The sequence below is a fragment of the Blastococcus sp. TF02-8 genome (genome assembly GCF_003319175.1).
GTDB lineage: Bacteria > Actinomycetota > Actinomycetes > Mycobacteriales > Geodermatophilaceae > Blastococcus.
On sequence record NZ_QOHK01000001.1, the window covers coordinates 505,551 to 521,866 of the forward strand.

Genomic DNA, 16,316 nt, shown 5'->3' on the forward strand with positions numbered 1-16,316 from the left:
AGCTCGCGGACATGACTCACCGTCCCGGCAGCGGGCCGCGATCGGTCGCAGCCTGTCGATGCGATCCGGACGGGTGACGCTAGCGCGGGCGGCGCGCCGCCCGCGACGGGTTCCGGCGCGGCCGTCTCGACCGATCAGCACCGAAGCTCTGTCCGAAGGGTGCGGCCGGTTCTACCGTCGGCCGATGGCGCACGACGTCGAGTTCACCGGGTCGGTCCCGGAGCTCTACGAGCGGCTGATGGTCCCGATGATCTTCACCGAGCCCGCGGCCTCCCTGGCGCGTCGCGTCGCGTCGGCCGCGCCCGCCCGGATCGTGGAGACCGCTGCCGGAACGGGGGTGCTCACCGCCGCGCTGCTCGACGCCTGCCCTGGCGCCGAGGTGCTCGCGACGGACGTGCACCAGCCGATGCTGGATCGCGCCGAGTCGACCATCGGGACCAGCGACCGGGTCCGCTTCCAGCAGGCCGACGCACTCGACCTCCCGGTGGACGATGCGTGGTGCGACGTCGTGGTCTGCCAGTTCGGGGTCATGTTCTTCCCCGACCGGGTCCGCGGCCACCGGGAAGCGCACCGGGTGCTGCGCCCGGGAGGGTCCCTGGTCCTCGCCGTGTGGGAGTCGCTCGCGACGAACGACTTCGCCCGCGTGGTCGACCAGGCCCTGCGGGAGCTGACCGGGGACGACTCCCTCGACTTCATGGCACGGGTTCCGCACGGCTACGCCGACACGGCCCGCATCGAGGACGACGTGCTGCAGGCCGGCTTCGCCTCCCTGACGATCGAGCAGGTCCGCGGTACGAGCACCGCCACGGCCGACGACGCAGCCGTCGCCTACTGCCAGGGAACCCCGCTGCGCGCCGCGATCGAGGCCCATCCCAGGGTGTCGCTGGTCGAGGCGACGCGGATCGCGGCCGAGGCCCTGCGTCGGGAGTTCGGGCCGGGGGTGATGACCGGGCGCACCGGCTGGATCGAGGCCGCAGCCGTGGCGCACTGACCCTCGCGCGCAGCCCGGCCTCCAGGGGGCACGATCTCTACGTCTCGAAGACGGGTGGCAACGGTCCCACGTCGCGCGCTTCCACCGGGATGGACCGGACGAGGTCCGCAGGCAGCTCGTCCGCGCGGGGGGCCAAGGTCCCACGCGATCCACTCCAGGGCCAGGTCCGGCTCGCAGACCCTCAGCATCTCCTCGGCCTTCGCGGCGCACTCGGCCGAGAGGAAGGCGGATGCCTCTGCCAGGAGGAGGCGCACAGCGCTGCTCGTGCGCTCGGACCCTGGATCTCCCCGCCGCCCCCACCGCATTCCGCACACCTTGCCCGCCCCGACCTGCGCCCGACAACGGGTTGCGCCCACATCGTCGTCGCCAGGTCCACGGCGTCCTCGAGCGGGCGCGTCGAGGCAGTCGGCAACCACGGGGCGGGTGACGTCGCGACGACTCCGGACTCCGGAGGCGCACGCAACGAACGGCCTAGGGTCACGGCATGCGTGCTGTGCAGATCACCCGCTTCGGCGGGCCCGAGGTCCTCGACGTCGTCGACATCCCGGAGCCGGAGGCCGCTCCGGGGCAGAAGCTCTACGACGTCTCCGCCGCCGGCATCAACTTCGCCGACACCCACCAGATCGAGAACAGCTACCTCGCCGAGCAGAAGCTGCCGCTGACCCCCGGCGCGGAGTTCGTCGGCACCCCGGTCGGTGGGGGTCAGCGGGTCGTTGGCCTGCTCGACGGCGGCGGCTACGCGGAGAAGGTCGCCGCGCACGACTTCCTCACCTGGGCCGTGCCCGACGGCGTCACCGACGAGCAGGCGCTGGCCGTCGTCCTCCAGGGCTCCACCGCCTGGCACCTGCTGCGCACCAGCGCCCACCTGGCCGAGGGCGAGACCGTCGTCGTCATCGCCGGTGCCGGTGGCGTCGGATCGCTGGCCGTGCAGCTGGCCCGCCGGTGGGGCGCCGGGCGGGTCATCGCCACCGCCTCCTCCCCCGAGAAGCGGAAGCTCGCCGAGGAGCTCGGCGCGCACGCCACCGTCGACCCGGCGCTGGCCGACGAGGACCCCAAGGCGTTCACCGGGGCGCTCCGCGAGGCCAACGGCGGCAAGCCGGTCGACATCGTGCTGGAGATGACCGGCGGCAACGTCTTCGCCGGGTCACTGTCCGCCCTGGCCCCCTTCGGCCGGCTGGTCGCCTACGGCATGGCCGCACGCCAGGAGACCCGCGCCGTGCCCCCGGGCATGCTCATGCAGAAGAGCCGCGCCGTCATCGGCTTCTGGCTGGCGCACTGCATGGCCCGCCCGCAGATGATGGACGCCGCCATGACCGACCTGCTGGCCCTCGTCGACGCCGGCGACCTGAAGCCGGTGGTCGGCGGCCGCTACCCGCTCTCCGAGGTCGCCCGGGCGCACGAGGACCTGCTCGCCCGACGCACCACCGGCAAGCTCGTCCTCGACCCGAGCCGGTAGCCCGGCTCGACCCTCGCGGGCTGACGTCCGGCCGCGTCACGGCGCGGCTGGACGTCGGCCCGTGCGGCTTGACCCACGGAGCGGCCGTCGGCACGACCGGTGCCGCTCAGACGAGCCGGTTGGTCCAGAACAGGCTGAGCACCGCCCCGACCAGGACGACGAGGACGCCGGCCCGCACGAACCACGGGCTGATGTCCTTGGGTTCGGTCGTGTAGCCGATCTGGCTGCCCAGGTCCTTGTAGACCGCCTCCAGCTCGGCCGCGCTCGCCGCCTCGCTGAAGCTGCCACCCGTCTCGTCCGCGATCTGCTCCAGGGAGCCGCGGTCGACCGGCACCGGCACGTTCTCCCCCTCGATGTCGAGGGTGCCGTAGTCGGTGCCGAACGCGATCGTGGAGACCGGCACCCCGGCCGCTCGGGCCGCGTCGATCGCCTGGGTGTTCGCCCGGCCGACGGTGTTGGAGCCGTCGGAGAGCAGCACGATCCGCGCCGGGGGCAGCTCCTCCCCCGAGCTCTCCAGCGACGCCTGGAAGTTCTCGATCGCCGAGAGCGAGGTGAAGATCGCCTCACCGATCGCCGTCGCCTCGGCCAGGTCGAGGTTGTCGATCGCCACCGCCACCTGACCGCGGTCCGTCGTCGGCGGCACGACGGTCGTCGCCGTCCCGGCGAAGGACACCAGCCCCAGGTTGATCCGCTCGGGCAGCACGTCGACGAAGTCCGTCGCCGCCCGCTTCATCACCGCGAACCGGGTCGGCTCGACGTCCTTGGCCTCCATGGAGAGGGAGACGTCGACGGCCATGATCACGGTCGCCTTCTCCCGCGGGACCCGTACCTCCGTGCTGGGCACGGCGAGCGAGACGACCAGCACGGCCAGGCCGAGCGCCACGATGCCGAAGGCGAGGTGCCGCTTCCAGCCGGGCCGCTTGGGCACGAGCGTGCCGAGCAGCGCCACGTTGGTGAACCGGGCGGCGTAGGCCTTCCGGCGCAGCTGCAGCAGCACGTAGACGCCCACGAGCAGTGCGACAACCAGCAGCGCCAGCAGCCACCACGGGGACTGGAAGGTCATCGGGAGGCCCCTCCGCTGCCGGCGCGCCGGCGGTCGGCGACGAATCGGACGACGTCCATGAGCCAGTCGCGGTCGGTCCGCAGCTGCAGGTGCCCGGCACCCGCCCGGCGCAGCGCGGCGGCCACCTGCTCGCGCTGTGCGGCGGCGCCCTCGGCGTACCGGGCGCGGAACTCCGCGTTGCCCGTGGGCACCTCGAGAGTCTGGCCGGACTCGGGGTCGACGACGGTCAGCAAGCCGACGTCGGGCAGCTCCAGCTCGCGCGGGTCGACGACCTCGACGGCGAGCAGGTCGTGGCGGGTGCCCAGCCCGCGCAGCGGCCGCTCCCAGTCGCCGTCACCCAGGAAGTCGGAGATGACGACGACGAGGCCACGCCGCCGGTGCGGGCGGCGCAGCGACTCCAGCGCCTGCGCCAGGTCGCCCCGCCGTCCTCCGGTGGCGCGGGGCGTGGCGACTACGGAGCGCAGCAACCGCTCGGCCGCCAGCCGCCCCGGCATCGCCGGGTACCGGTCGACCCGCTCCCCCGTGGTGACGACGGCGCCCAGGCGGTTGCCGCCGTGCACGGTCAGGTGACCGACGGCGGCCAGCCCGGCGATCGCCAGGTCGCGCTTCTGGCAGTTCGCGGTGCCGAAGTCCAGGCTCGCCGAGAGGTCTACGACCGCCCAGGTCTCCAGCTCCCGGTCGGCGATGGTCTCCCGCACGTGCGGCACCTGGGTGCGGGCGGTGACCGGCCAGTCCATGCGCCGGACGTCGTCCCCCGGGTGGTAGGTGCGGGAGTCACCGGCCTCGCTGCCGGAACCGGGCACCAGACCGAGGTGGTCGCCCTGGAGCAGCCCGTCCAGGCGGCGCCGCACGGTGAGCTCCAGGCGCCGGAGCAGGACGTCGGCCGGGCCGTCGGCGAACCGGGGCGGGGCACCCTCGCCCCCGGTCGCAGCCGCGGCGGACCCCGGCGTCGCGGGGTGCAGGAGCAGCCCCGGGTGCGCGGGTGCGGCCGGGAGCGGCTCCTCCCGGCGACGGCGACGGATCACGCCGGGTGGGCCCCGGGGCCGTGCCCGTTGGGGCCCTGCGGCGCCGCCGGCCAGGCGGGGGCACCGTGGGGCGCGCCCTGCGGCGGGCCGTAGAAAGGCGCGGGCACCGAGGGGCCGCCCGGCGCGCCGGGGCCACCGCCGGTCGCCTGCTGGCGCGGGGCGACCTGCGGGAGCGGGACGGTCTGGATGATCCGCTTGATGATGTGGTCGGCGGGGACGCCGTCGGCCAGCGCATCGTAGGAGAGCACCAGCCGGTGCCGCAGCACGTCGGCGGTCACGTCGAGCACGTCCTGCGGCAGGACGTAGTCGCGCCCGCGGACCAGCGCCAGCGCACGGCTGGCGGCGATGAGGCCGAGCGAGGCACGCGGGCTGGCGCCGTAGGACACCCAGTTCGCGACGTCCTCCATGCCGTGCTCCCGCGGCGACCGGGTGGCGACGACGAGCCGCACGACGTAGTCGACCAGCGCGTGGTGCACGAAGACCTGCGAGGCGGTCCGCTGCAGCCGGCGGAGCTCGTCGGGGTCCAGCACGTTCTCCGGCACCGGCGGCTGCGAGCCCATCCGGTAGATGATCTCGCGCTCCTCCTCGGCGCTCGGGTAGTCCACGAGCACCTTCATCAGGAAGCGGTCGCGCTGCGCCTCGGGCAGCGGGTAGACGCCCTCGGACTCGATCGGGTTCTGCGTGGCCAGCACCAGGAAGGGGTCGGGCAGCGGGTGCGTGACGCCGCCGATGGACACCTGCCGCTCGGCCATGACCTCCAGCAGCGCCGACTGCACCTTGGCCGGTGCGCGGTTGATCTCGTCGGTGAGCACGAAGTTGGCGAACACCGGGCCGAGCTCGGTGTCGAAGGCGTCCTGCCCGGCCTTGTAGATGCGCGTGCCGAGGATGTCGGCCGGCACCAGGTCGGGGGTGAACTGCAGGCGGGCGAACTTGCCGCCGACGACGGTCGCCAGCGTCTCGACGGCGAGGGTCTTGGCCACGCCGGGCACGCCCTCCAGCAGCACGTGGCCGCGGGCCAGCAGCGCGACCAGCATCCGCTCCACCAGCCGGTCCTGACCGACGATGACGCGCTTGATCTCGAACAGCACCCGCTCCAGCCGGGCGGCGTCCGCCGACGGCGGCACCGGGGCGGGCGCGTTGCCGACCGGGGCGGTCACGCGAGCACCTCGGGGGACGTCGTCGTGCCCGACGGTGCGGTGCTGGACGGAACGCGTGCGGACTCGCTCACGGGGCTCCCTGATCGTCCCGGGCCGGTGCCACCCCTGCGCGGAGCGACCTCGACAGGGCGGTGTCGTCCCGGCCCCTCGTCCAGTGTCCTACACGATCGGGACCCGGCCACTCGCCACGACCGACGAGTTGCGGCGGCGCCGGATCCGGACGGAATCGTCCACGGCCGGCGCGCAGGACCCCTGCCCGGGGAGCGTCCGGGCTGCTAGCCTTTCGGGTGCGTCGGGCAGCTCCCCCCGTGGCTGCCCGACGCCTCATCTCCGCCCCGCCCGTGCCCTCGGCACCGGCGGGGCTTTTCCGTCCGGAGGGTCGGGTCGCTCAGGCGGTCGGGCGCACGGCGCCGACGTAGCCGCGCCACCACATCGACGAGACCTTGACGACGTCGCCGCTCTGCGGGGCCTGCACCACCCGGTTGCCACCCAGGTAGATGGCCACGTGGGTGATCGACGCGGGGTTGTCCGAGTCGGTGCCCCAGAAGACCAGGTCGCCCGGCTGCAGGTCGTCGCTGGAGACCTTGGGCAGCGACGCGTACTGCGCGCGGCTGTTGCGCGGGATCGAGATGCCGGCGCGGGCGTAGGCGTACTGGGTCAGCCCGCTGCAGTCGAAGCCGACGATGCCCTCGTCCGGGTCCTGGCCGGGGCCGGGGCCGCGGGTGCCACCGCCACCCCAGGCGTAGGGGGTGCCGAGGTAGGCCATGGCGGCGTCGATCGCCCGCTGGGCCTGCGACGCGTCGCCGTCACCGGCGCTCGACGGCGGGCTGACCGGGGCGGTGCCACCGGTACGCGGCGCCGGGGCGGGAGCGGGGGCCGGGGCCGGGGCGGGCGCCGGGGTCGCGACGGCGCGGACGGCGGCCGCGCGGTCGGCAGCGGCACGGGCGCCGACGAGGGTGCTGAGCTCCTGCTGGGCGGCCTGCAGCTCGACCTCGACCTGGGCGCGCTCGGTGGCGACGGAGGCCTCCTGCGCGCGGGCGGAGATCTCGGCGGTCCGGGCGATGTCGAGGGTCGCGGCGGCCTCGGCCTGAAGCTGGTCGGCCTGGACGAGCGCGACCTGCGCCACGGTCTCGGCCTGCTGCGCCTGGGCCTCGGCGACGGTGACCACGCCGAGCACGTCGGTGCGGTGCGTGCCGGCGGCCTCCAGCAGCGCGGCCCGCTCGATCAGCTGGCCCGGGTCGCCGGAGGTGATCAGCGCGGCGGCGCCGGGCAGGGTGCTGCCCTGCATGTAGCTGCGGCGCGCGAAGGCGACGACCTCGTCGCGGGCGACGGCCAGCTCGGCCTCCGCCTGGGCGGCAGCGGCGGCCGCGGCCTCGGCCTTCACCCGCGCCGCCTCGAACTGCTCCTGCGTGGCCTGGTACTCGTCGAGGGCCAGGGCCGCCTCGGCGCGCGCGGACTCCGCCTGCGCCTGCGCGGCGGCCAGCCGGCCGGAGAGCTCGCCCATCCGGTCGGCGACGGCGTCGGCCTGCGCCTTGGCCTGGGCGATCTGGCTGTCGCTGGGGCGCTTGGGTGCGGCGTCGGCGACGGCGGGCGTGAACCCGACGACGAACGCCGTCGCCAGGACCGTCCCTGCTACCCGCAGGGCCGTCCGACCTCCGGTGCGCTCGACCGCGCCGGACGGGGCACTGCCGGTCCCCGCCGTGCTGTTCCGCGTTCCGCTGCCCACGACTGCCTCTTCCCGACGACTCCGGGGCGCCCGGACGGGCGTCCCACAGGAGCCATCGGACCGCTGAGCGGGCCCGGTGAACCTTTCTCACCCCGAGGGGTGAGAAGACACGAGAGGGTGACGGGCGTCAGTTGACCTGGCGCTCGGAGCTGCCCCAGAAGTCCTGGCGGAGCTTGAACTTCTGGATCTTGCCCGTCGCCGTGCGGGCCAGCTGGTCGCGGAACTCGACCCGCTTGGGCGCCTTGTAGCCGGCCATCCGCGCCTTGCAGTGGGCGATGATGTCCGCCTCGCTCGCCTGCTCCCCCTCGGCCAGGACGACGATCGCCGTCACCAGCTCGCCCCACTTGTCGTCCGGGATGCCGATGACCGCGACCTCGGCGACGGCCGGGTGGCTGAACACGACGTCCTCGACCTCGATCGAGGAGACGTTCTCGCCGCCGGTGATGATCACGTCCTTCTTGCGGTCGGAGATGGTCAGGTAGCCGGCGTCGTCGATCGACCCGCCGTCCCCGGTGTGGAACCAGTCGTCCTCCAGCGCCTCGGCCGAGGCGTCGGGGTTCTCCCAGTAGCCGGCGAGCACGGTGTTGCTGCGGGCGAGCACCTCGCCGGTGTCGCTGACCTGCAGGCGGGTGCCCAGCGACGGGACGCCGGCGCGTGAGAGCCGCTTGGCGCGCTCCTCGGCGTCCAGCTGGTCGTACTCCTCGCGGCCGCGGTTGATGGTGAGCAGCGGCGCGGTCTCGGTGAGGCCGTAGATCTGGTTGAACTCCCAGCCGAGCTCGGCCTCGATGCGGGCGATGGTGCGCGAGGGCGGCGGTGCCCCGGCGACGACCAGCCGCACGCGGTCGCGCCCGGGGACCTCGCCGTCCCACTCGGCGGCGGCGTCGAGCACGGCGTTCCAGACCGCCGGCGCGCCGGCCATCATCGTGACGCCGTGCTGCTCGACGCGGCGCAGGATCTCCGCGCCGTCGATCTTGCGGATGACCACCTGCCGGGCACCGACGCCGGCCATCGCGTAGGGCAGCCCCCAGCCGTTGCAGTGGAACATCGGCAGCGTGTGCATGTAGACGTCGCGGTCGCTGATCTGCATGTGCATGCCGAAGGTGACGGCGTTGACCCAGATGTTGCGGTGGGTCATCTGCACGCCCTTGGGCCGCGCCGTCGTGCCGCTGGTGTAGTTGATGGTGGCGGTGGCGTCCTCGTCGGGCTCGGTCCACGGGCGCGGCTCGGTGTCGAACCGGAGCAGCTGCTCGTACTCCTCCCCCGTGCCGAACCGGTGCTCGGCCTGCACGCCCTTGAGCGCCGTCTCGAGCTCCGGGTCGACCAGCAGCACGCGGGCACCGGAGTGCCCGACGATGTACTCGACCTCCTCGGGCTGCAGCCGGAAGTTGATCGGCACCGCGACCCGCCCGGACGACGGCACCGCGAGGAGCAGCTCGAGCAGCCGGGCGGAGTTGTGGCTGACGATCGCGACCCGCTCCCCCTCGGCGATGCCCAGGGCGTCGAGGCCTGCCTGCAGGGCCCGGCCGCGGCGGGCCACCTCCCGGTAGGAGACCTCGCCCAGCGACGGGGCGGGCTGCACCGGCTCGTCGACGACACCGACCCGGTCGCCGTAGACGAGCTCGGCACGGTCCAGGAAGTCACGGGTGGTGAGGGGTACGCGCATGCCGGCTCCCGGGTGCTGGGGACGTGGTCCCCGTCACGCTATCCGCGTGCGACCAGCTTCGGCAGGGCGGCGCCGATCGGCTCGCGGACGACCAGGTCGGCGACGTCGTCGTAGGGCGTGGGCTCGGCGTTGACGACGACGACCCGCGCCCCCGACCGGGCGGCGAGGTCGACCAGCCCCGCCGCAGGGTGGACGGTCAGCGAGGTGCCGACGGCGAGCAGGACGTCGCAGTCGGCCGCCGCGTCGGCCGCGGCCCCGATGACCCGCTCCTCCAGCATCTCGCCGAAGTACACCGTGGCCGACTTGAGGATGCCGCCGCAGACGCGGCACGCCGGGTCGTGCTCCCCTGCCGCGACCCGGTCCAGCGCCGCGCTCATCGGCGTCCGGTCGCCGCAGGCGGTGCAGACGACCTGGTGAACGGTGCCGTGGACCTCGAGCACCCGCTCGGGGTCGGAGCCGGCGGCCTGGTGCAGCCCGTCGATGTTCTGGGTGACAAGCGCCCGCAGCCGGCCCTGCCGCTCCAGCTCCACCAGCGCGGCGTGCCCGGCGTTGGGCCGGGGGTGGGCGTCCCGGAGGTCGCGCCGCATCAGCCACGACCGGCGGCGGACGTCCGGGTCGGCCAGGTAGTAGGAGAGCGTCACCAGCTTCTCGGCGTCCGGGTCACGGGTCCAGACACCCTTGGGCCCGCGGTAGTCGGGGATGCCGCTGTCGGTGGAGATGCCGGCGCCGGTGAGCACCGTGATGCGGGTGGCCGAGGTCAGCCAGTCGGGCAGGGGGTCGGGGACGGCGCCGGTCACGCCCGCCACGGTAGGGCGGGCGCGGCGCCGCGCGCCCGGTGCAGCACCGTCCGGCCGGCGCGCTCCAGCGACGGCATCGCGAGGAAGACGGTGACGGCGTAGGCGGCACCGAGCAGCGTGTCGACGACGTAGTGCTCGCCGCCCCAGACCAGGACGACCGGCATGAGCACGGCGTAGGCGACCAGGGCCACGCGCTGCCACTGCCGACGCGCGAGCGGCAGGAGGACCGCGCACATCAGCACGGCGAAGGCGGTGTGCAGCGACGGCATCGCCGCCACCAGGTTCACCTGGCCCTGGCCGTGGTGCAGGAGGACGCCGGCCCGCGGCAGCCCCAGGACCTCCCAGCCGGAGCCGCTGATCCGCTCGACGGGCTCGATGACGCCGTCGCGGGCGGCCAGCCACGGCGGCGCCGCCGGGTACAGCACGTAGGTCACCAGCCCGGCCACGGAGAGCGCGACGACCAGGCGGGCGCAGGGGGCCCAGCGCTGCCGGTCCCGCACCCACAGCACGCCGAGGACGACCGGCGTCACGACGAAGTGGCTGCTGTAGACCAGCGTCGCGAGCGCCCGCCACCAGTCGGCCTGCAGGTGGTCCTGCAACCACACGGTGGGCAGCACTCCCCCACCCAGCCAGAGGTCGGCGGAGGCGAGCTCCTCGACGTGCACCGGCATGCCCAGCCCGTCGGCCAGCCCGCGGCTGGCGTCATAGGCGAGCAGCACCCCGACCAGCGGCAGCCAGTCCACGAGCAGCCCGGCCAGCCGCCGCGGTCCCTGGCTCGCCGCGTGCACGCCGAGCCCGGCCAGGACCCACCCGAGCAGGACGACGCGGTCGGTCGGCAACCCCCGCACGGCACAGGTGACCGCGAAGGCCACCGCGAGCCCGGTCCACAGCGCGGCGGCGACCACCGCGGCGCGACGCCGCCGTGCGCCGGCCGGCTCGACGCCGGAGGACACGGGGGCCAGGACGGGCGCCGGCAACTCGACCGCGGTCATGGCGCGGGACGGTAACGGCGCCCACGGCGACCGTGGGGCGCTCGACCGCGGCACGCCGCGGATTCCGCCGCGCGAGTGACAGGAGGGGCCGTCGTGAGCGGGTGGGACGCCCCCGGAACGTCGATTCGGCGGCCCGCACCGGGTTTCGTCCGACGTGATGCAGGTCACCGGGTGAGGGAAGGGTCGCCTGACCGGTCATCTCCGCCGCTGAGCTGGGATGATCGGGGGTGGTAAACCAGCGCGACGAACCAGCGAGGGGTAGGCGCAGAGAAGTGGCAGCCAGCAAGGACACCTTCGGAGCACGGTCGACGCTCTCCGTCGACGGCACCGAGTACGACATCTACCGGCTCGACGCGGTGGAGGGCTCCGAGAAGCTGCCCTTCAGCCTGAAGGTTCTCCTGGAGAACCTCCTGCGCACCGAGGACGGCGCGGACATCACCGCCGACCACATCCGGGCGCTGGCGAACTGGGACCCGTCGGCCGAGCCCGACCAGGAGATCCAGTTCACCCCGGCCCGCGTGGTCATGCAGGACTTCACCGGCGTCCCGTGCATCGTCGACCTCGCCACCATGCGCGAGGCGATGTCGGAGATCGGCGGCGACCCGAACAAGATCAACCCGCTCGCGCCGGCCGAGCTGGTCATCGACCACTCGGTCATCGCCGACGTCTTCGGCACGCCGGACTCCTTCGAGCGCAACGTCGAGATCGAGTACCAGCGCAACGGCGAGCGCTACCAGTTCCTCCGGTGGGGCCAGGGCGCGTTCGACGACTTCAAGGTCGTCCCCCCGGGCATGGGCATCGTCCACCAGGTCAACATCGAGCACCTGGCCCGCGTGATCTTCCCGCGCAAGGAGGGTGACCGGGTCGTCGCCTACCCGGACACCTGCGTGGGCACCGACTCCCACACCACCATGGTCAACGGCCTGGGCGTGCTGGGCTGGGGCGTCGGCGGCATCGAGGCCGAGGCCGCGATGCTCGGCCAGCCGGTCTCCATGCTGATCCCGCGCGTCGTGGGCTTCAAGCTCACCGGCCAGCTGCCGGAGGGCTCCACCGCCACCGACCTGGTCCTCACGATCACCGAGATGCTGCGCCAGCACGGCGTGGTCGGGAAGTTCGTCGAGTTCTACGGCGAGGGCGTCTCCGCGGTGCCGCTGGCCAACCGCGCCACGATCGGCAACATGAGCCCGGAGTTCGGCTCGACCGCGGCGATGTTCCCCATCGACGAGGAGACCATCACCTACCTGAAGCTCACCGGCCGCTCGGCCGAGCAGGTGGCGCTGGTCGAGGCCTACGCCAAGGAGCAGGGCCTCTGGCACGACCCGTCCCGCGAGCCGGCGTTCTCCGAGCTGCTCGAGCTCGACCTGTCGACGGTCGTCCCCTCGATCGCCGGCCCGAAGCGCCCGCAGGACCGCGTCGCCCTCTCCGACGCCAAGGCCGCCTTCCGCGAGGTGCTCCCGACCTACGCCTCGCACGGCGTGAGCGGCGACGAGGACCAGGCCGCCGAGGCCGAGTCCGAGGTCGACGAGGCGTCGGAGGAGAGCTTCCCGGCGTCCGACCCGGCCAGCCCCTTCGCCCAGGGCAACGGCGAGGCCGGCAAGCCGCACACCGTCGTCCCCGACCGCGTGCCGGACCGCCCCTCCCAGCCCACCAAGGTGGTCCTGGAGGACGGCACCGAGACCTACGTGGACAACGGCCACGTGGTCATCGCCGCGATCACCTCCTGCACCAACACCTCGAACCCGCAGGTCATGATCGGGGCCGCTCTGCTGGCCAAGAAGGCCGTCGAGGCGGGCCTGTCGACCAAGCCGTGGGTGAAGACCACGCTGGCGCCGGGTTCCAAGGTCGTCACCGACTACTACGAGAAGTCGGGCCTGACCCCGTACCTGGAGAAGCTCGGCTTCTTCCTCGTCGGCTACGGCTGCACGACCTGCATCGGCAACTCCGGCCCGCTGCCGGAGCCGGTGTCGGCCGCGGTGAACGAGGCCGACCTCGCCGTCGTCTCGGTGCTCTCGGGCAACCGGAACTTCGAGGGCCGCATCAACCCCGACGTGAAGATGAACTACCTCGCGTCGCCCCCGCTGGTCATCGCCTACGCGCTCGCCGGGTCGATGGACATCGACATCACCAGCGAGCCGCTGGGTCAGGGCAAGGACGGCCAGGACGTGTTCCTCGCCGACATCTGGCCCTCGCCGCAGGAGGTCCAGCGGGTCATCGACGAGGCGGTCTCGGCGGAGCAGTTCGGCCGCAGCTACGAGGACGTCTTCGCCGGCACCGAGCAGTGGCAGAACCTGCCCACGCCCACCGGTGACACCTTCGACTGGGACGCCGAGAGCACCTACGTCCGGAAGCCCCCGTACTTCGAGGGGATGCCGGAGACCCCGGCCCCGGTCCAAGACATCACCGGCGCCCGCACCCTCGCGGTGCTCGGTGACTCGGTCACCACCGACCACATCTCGCCGGCCGGCTCGATCAAGGCCGACAGCCCCGCGGGCACGTACCTCCGCGAGCACGGCGTGGACCGTCGCGACTTCAACTCCTACGGCTCCCGCCGCGGGAACCACGAGGTCATGATCCGCGGCACCTTCGCCAACATCCGGCTGCGCAACCAGCTGGTCCCGGGCACCGAGGGTGGCGTCACCAAGAACCACCTGACCGGGGAGACGACGACGATCTACGACGCCTCGCGCGAGTACATCGACGCCGGCATCCCGCTGGTCGTGCTGGCCGGCAAGGAGTACGGCTCCGGCTCCTCGCGTGACTGGGCGGCCAAGGGCACCGCGCTGCTGGGCGTCAAGGCCGTCATCGCCGAGAGCTACGAGCGCATCCACCGCTCGAACCTCATCGGCATGGGCGTCCTGCCGCTGCAGTTCCCCGAGGGCCAGAACCGCGAGTCGCTGGGCCTGACCGGCGACGAGGAGTTCTCGATCACCGGCATCACCGCGCTCAACGACGGCGACGTCCCGCGCACGGTGAAGGTCGAGGCGAAGTCGGAGTCGAGTGCTCCGATCACCTTCGAGGCCCGGGTCCGGATCGACACCCCCGGTGAGGCGAACTACTACCGCAACGGCGGGATCATGCAGTACGTGCTGCGCTCGCTGCGCAACGCGGGCTGACCTCCGCACCGCATGGACCTGGGGCTGGGCGGTCGCGGATTCCTGCTCACCGGCGCGAGCCGGGGGCTGGGGTTCGCGACCGCCCGGGCCCTCGTCGATGACGGCGCCCGGGTGCTGATCAGCTCCCGGTCAGCCGACTCCGTGGACGCCGCCGTCTCCACCCTGGGGACGGCGGCGTCCGGCGTCCCGGCAGACCTGTCCGACGCCGCAGCCGCAGACGAGGTGGTGGCGGCCGCGCTGGACCGGCTCGGCACGGTCGACGGCGTGCTCGTCTCCGTCGGCGGCCCCGCGCCCGGCTCGGCCCTCGACACCCCGGAGGACGCCTGGCGGGCCGGCGTCGAGAGCGTGCTGCTCGGCCCGCTCCGGCTGGTCCGGGCCCTGGTCCCGCACCTCGCCGAGGGGGCGGCCATCGGGTTCGTCCTCTCCACCTCCGTCCGCCAGCCCCTCGACGGGCTGGCCGTCTCCAACGGCCTGCGGCCCGGGCTGGCGATGACCGCGAAGGGGCTGGCCGACGAGCTCGGCCCTCGCGGGATCCGCGTCTTCGGCCTGATGCCGGGCACCATCGCCACCGGCCGGATCGCCGAGATCGAGGCCGCCTCCGGTGACCCGGCGGCGGCGCGCGCCCGCACCGAGGCGGCCATCCCGCTGGGGCGGGTGGGCCGGCCCGAGGAGTTCGGCCGGGTGGCCGCATTCCTCCTCTCCCCCGCCGCCTCGTACGTCACCGGCACGGTCGTCGCCGTCGACGGCGGCCGCCTGCGCTCACCGTGAGGGTCGCCGAGCCGGTCCTGGTCGCCTGCGCGCACGGCACCCGCAGCCCGACCGGCCGCCGGCTCGTCGCCGAGCTCGCCCTGGGCGCGCGCCGGCTGCGTCCCGGTCTCGTCACGACCGCAGCGTTCGTCGACGTGCAGCCGCCGACCGTCGTCGACGTCGTCGCGGAGCTGTCGGCGTCCGGGCAGCCCGCCGTGGTGGTGCCGTTGCTGCTCTCGGGCGGCTACCACGTGCACGTGGACATCGCGAACGCCGTCGCCGCCGCTCCCGGCACCGTCGCCGCCCGACCGCTGGGGCCGGACCCGCGTCTCGCCGCCGTGCTGCTGGACCGGCTGGTGCAGGCGGGTGCCGACCCTCGCGACCGGTCGACCGCCGTGGTCCTGGCCGCCGCCGGGTCCAGCGACCCGCGGTCGGTCGCCGACGTCGAGAACACTGCCGCCCTCCTGCAGGAGAGCTGGGCCGGGCCGGTCACCACCGGGTACGGCTCGGCCGCGAAGCCACCCGTCCCGGACGCCGTGGCCGCCGCCCGCACCGCCGGCGCGCAGCGGGTCGTCGTCGCCTCCTACCTCCTGGCGCCGGGCCACTTCCACGACAAGCTGGCCGGCGCGGGCGCCGACGTGGTCACCGCACCGCTGCTGCCCGACGAGCGGATCGCCGCCGTGCTGCTCGACCGCTACGACGCCGCGGTACCGGCACGCAGCTGAGCCTGCGACGCGGCCCGACGGCAGCGGCACCACCCCGGCGCGAGCGCCTAGGCTGGACCGCGATGGACGGCGAGCCGACGAGCGACGGAACTCCGCCCCCGCCTCCGGGCGACGGCGAGCCGCGGCCCGTCTCGTCCGGCGGGGACGACGCCCCCGCCACTCCCGAGGAACCCTCGACCTCGACGTCAGGTCCACGGCCACGATCCGCCTGGAACCGGCCGACGTCGATCGCCGCCAGCACCGTGCTCGCGCTGGTGCTCGGGTTCGCGCTGACCGTGCAGATCCGCAGCACCGACGAACCGGACAACCCGGTGGCCGGTCAGCGCGAGGAGGACCTGGTCCTCATCCTCGACGAGATCGACGACCGCGAGGAGGTGCTGCGCCGACAGATCGCCGACACCCGCCAGACGCTGGACGACCTCACCAACGGCCAGGAGCAGTCCGACACGGCCGTCGCGGAGGCGCAGGCGCGCGCCGAGGCCATCGGGGTACTCAACGGCACGCTGCCCGCGCGGGGCCCGGGCCTCCGGATCTCGGTGCAGGACGACGACGGCACCGTGCCCGCCGCGGTGCTGCTCGATGCGATCCAGGAGCTGCGCGGCGCCGGCGCGGAGGCCATCCAGGTCGACGACGTGCGGGTGGTCGTCTCCAGCGCGGTGACCGGCTCCCCCGGCTCCCTGCGCATCGACGGCACCCTGCTCGAGGCGCCCTACGAGATCCACGTCATCGGCCCGACGGCCGCCATGGAGGTCGCGCTGAACGTGGCCGGCGGCGTCGTGGACGACGTGCGGCGAGCCGGAGGGACCGCCCGGGTCACCCGGGCCCAGACGGTCTCCGTGGACGCGCTCGTCGACTGACCGG

At 73.9% G+C, this 16,316-nt stretch carries 13 protein-coding genes; 6 read left to right on the forward strand and 7 right to left on the reverse strand.

The genetic code is table 11. From position 1 onward, the window contains the following. Nucleotides 1-184: 184 nt before the first annotated feature. Both DQ237_RS02410 and DQ237_RS02415 read left to right on the forward strand, forming a co-directional pair. Nucleotides 185-991: a class I SAM-dependent methyltransferase gene (locus DQ237_RS02410; RefSeq protein ID WP_113796716.1), complete on the forward strand. Its 807-nt coding sequence runs from the start codon at nt 185-187 to the stop codon at nt 989-991. Between the two features lie 484 nt (nt 992-1,475). After that, nucleotides 1,476-2,447, forward strand: a complete 972-nt coding sequence (locus tag DQ237_RS02415; protein WP_113796718.1) for an NADPH:quinone oxidoreductase family protein — start codon at nt 1,476-1,478, stop codon at nt 2,445-2,447. A gap of 106 nt (nt 2,448-2,553) precedes the next feature. Here DQ237_RS02415 and DQ237_RS02420 read toward each other — a convergent pair whose 3' ends face one another. From DQ237_RS02420 to DQ237_RS02450, 7 genes are all read right to left on the reverse strand, one after another. After that, the gene (locus tag DQ237_RS02420) at nt 2,554-3,510 is read right to left on the reverse strand and encodes a VWA domain-containing protein (RefSeq protein ID WP_113796720.1); all 957 of its coding nucleotides are present in this window, start codon (nt 3,508-3,510) and stop codon (nt 2,554-2,556) included. After that, nucleotides 3,507-4,535 carry a DUF58 domain-containing protein gene (locus tag DQ237_RS02425; protein WP_113796722.1) on the reverse strand — a complete coding sequence of 343 codons (1,029 nt, stop codon included), beginning with the start codon at nt 4,533-4,535 and terminating at the stop codon, nt 3,507-3,509. The genes DQ237_RS02420 and DQ237_RS02425 overlap by 4 nt, the downstream gene beginning before the upstream one ends. Continuing rightward, on the reverse strand, nt 4,532-5,632 hold the full coding sequence (locus DQ237_RS02430) for an AAA family ATPase (protein ID WP_369832189.1): 1,101 nt from the start codon (nt 5,630-5,632) through the stop codon (nt 4,532-4,534). The genes DQ237_RS02425 and DQ237_RS02430 overlap by 4 nt, the downstream gene beginning before the upstream one ends. A gap of 448 nt (nt 5,633-6,080) precedes the next feature. Further along, nucleotides 6,081-7,418 carry a C40 family peptidase gene (locus DQ237_RS02435; RefSeq protein WP_113796726.1) on the reverse strand — a complete coding sequence of 446 codons (1,338 nt, stop codon included), beginning with the start codon at nt 7,416-7,418 and terminating at the stop codon, nt 6,081-6,083. A gap of 127 nt (nt 7,419-7,545) precedes the next feature. Continuing rightward, nucleotides 7,546-9,081, reverse strand: coding sequence for an AMP-binding protein (locus tag DQ237_RS02440; protein ID WP_113796728.1), 1,536 nt, complete (start codon nt 9,079-9,081; stop codon nt 7,546-7,548). A 38-nt stretch (nt 9,082-9,119) separates the two neighbouring features. Further along, nucleotides 9,120-9,878, reverse strand: a complete 759-nt coding sequence (locus DQ237_RS02445) for an NAD-dependent deacylase (RefSeq protein WP_113796730.1) — start codon at nt 9,876-9,878, stop codon at nt 9,120-9,122. Further along, complete coding sequence (locus tag DQ237_RS02450; protein WP_113796731.1) at nt 9,875-10,870, reverse strand: phosphatase PAP2 family protein; 996 nt, start codon at nt 10,868-10,870, stop codon at nt 9,875-9,877. Before DQ237_RS02450 ends, DQ237_RS02445 begins: the two co-directional genes overlap by 4 nt. A 272-nt stretch (nt 10,871-11,142) precedes the next feature. Between DQ237_RS02450 and DQ237_RS02455 the strand changes: the two genes are divergently transcribed. The 4 genes from DQ237_RS02455 (at nt 11,143) to DQ237_RS02470 (ending at nt 16,312) form a co-directional block, all read left to right on the forward strand. After that, nucleotides 11,143-13,983 carry an aconitate hydratase gene (locus DQ237_RS02455; protein WP_113796733.1) on the forward strand — a complete coding sequence of 947 codons (2,841 nt, stop codon included), beginning with the start codon at nt 11,143-11,145 and terminating at the stop codon, nt 13,981-13,983. Between the two features lie 12 nt (nt 13,984-13,995). Beyond that, nucleotides 13,996-14,751 (forward strand): SDR family oxidoreductase, encoded by a 756-nt coding sequence (locus DQ237_RS02460; RefSeq protein ID WP_113796735.1) that lies wholly within the window; start codon nt 13,996-13,998, stop codon nt 14,749-14,751. Further along, on the forward strand, nt 14,748-15,455 hold the full coding sequence (locus DQ237_RS02465) for a sirohydrochlorin chelatase (protein ID WP_113796737.1): 708 nt from the start codon (nt 14,748-14,750) through the stop codon (nt 15,453-15,455). Before DQ237_RS02460 ends, DQ237_RS02465 begins: the two co-directional genes overlap by 4 nt. Nucleotides 15,456-15,517: 62 nt before the next feature. Further along, on the forward strand, nt 15,518-16,312 hold the full coding sequence (locus tag DQ237_RS02470; protein WP_113796739.1) for a DUF881 domain-containing protein: 795 nt from the start codon (nt 15,518-15,520) through the stop codon (nt 16,310-16,312). Nucleotides 16,313-16,316: the final 4 nt, after the last annotated feature.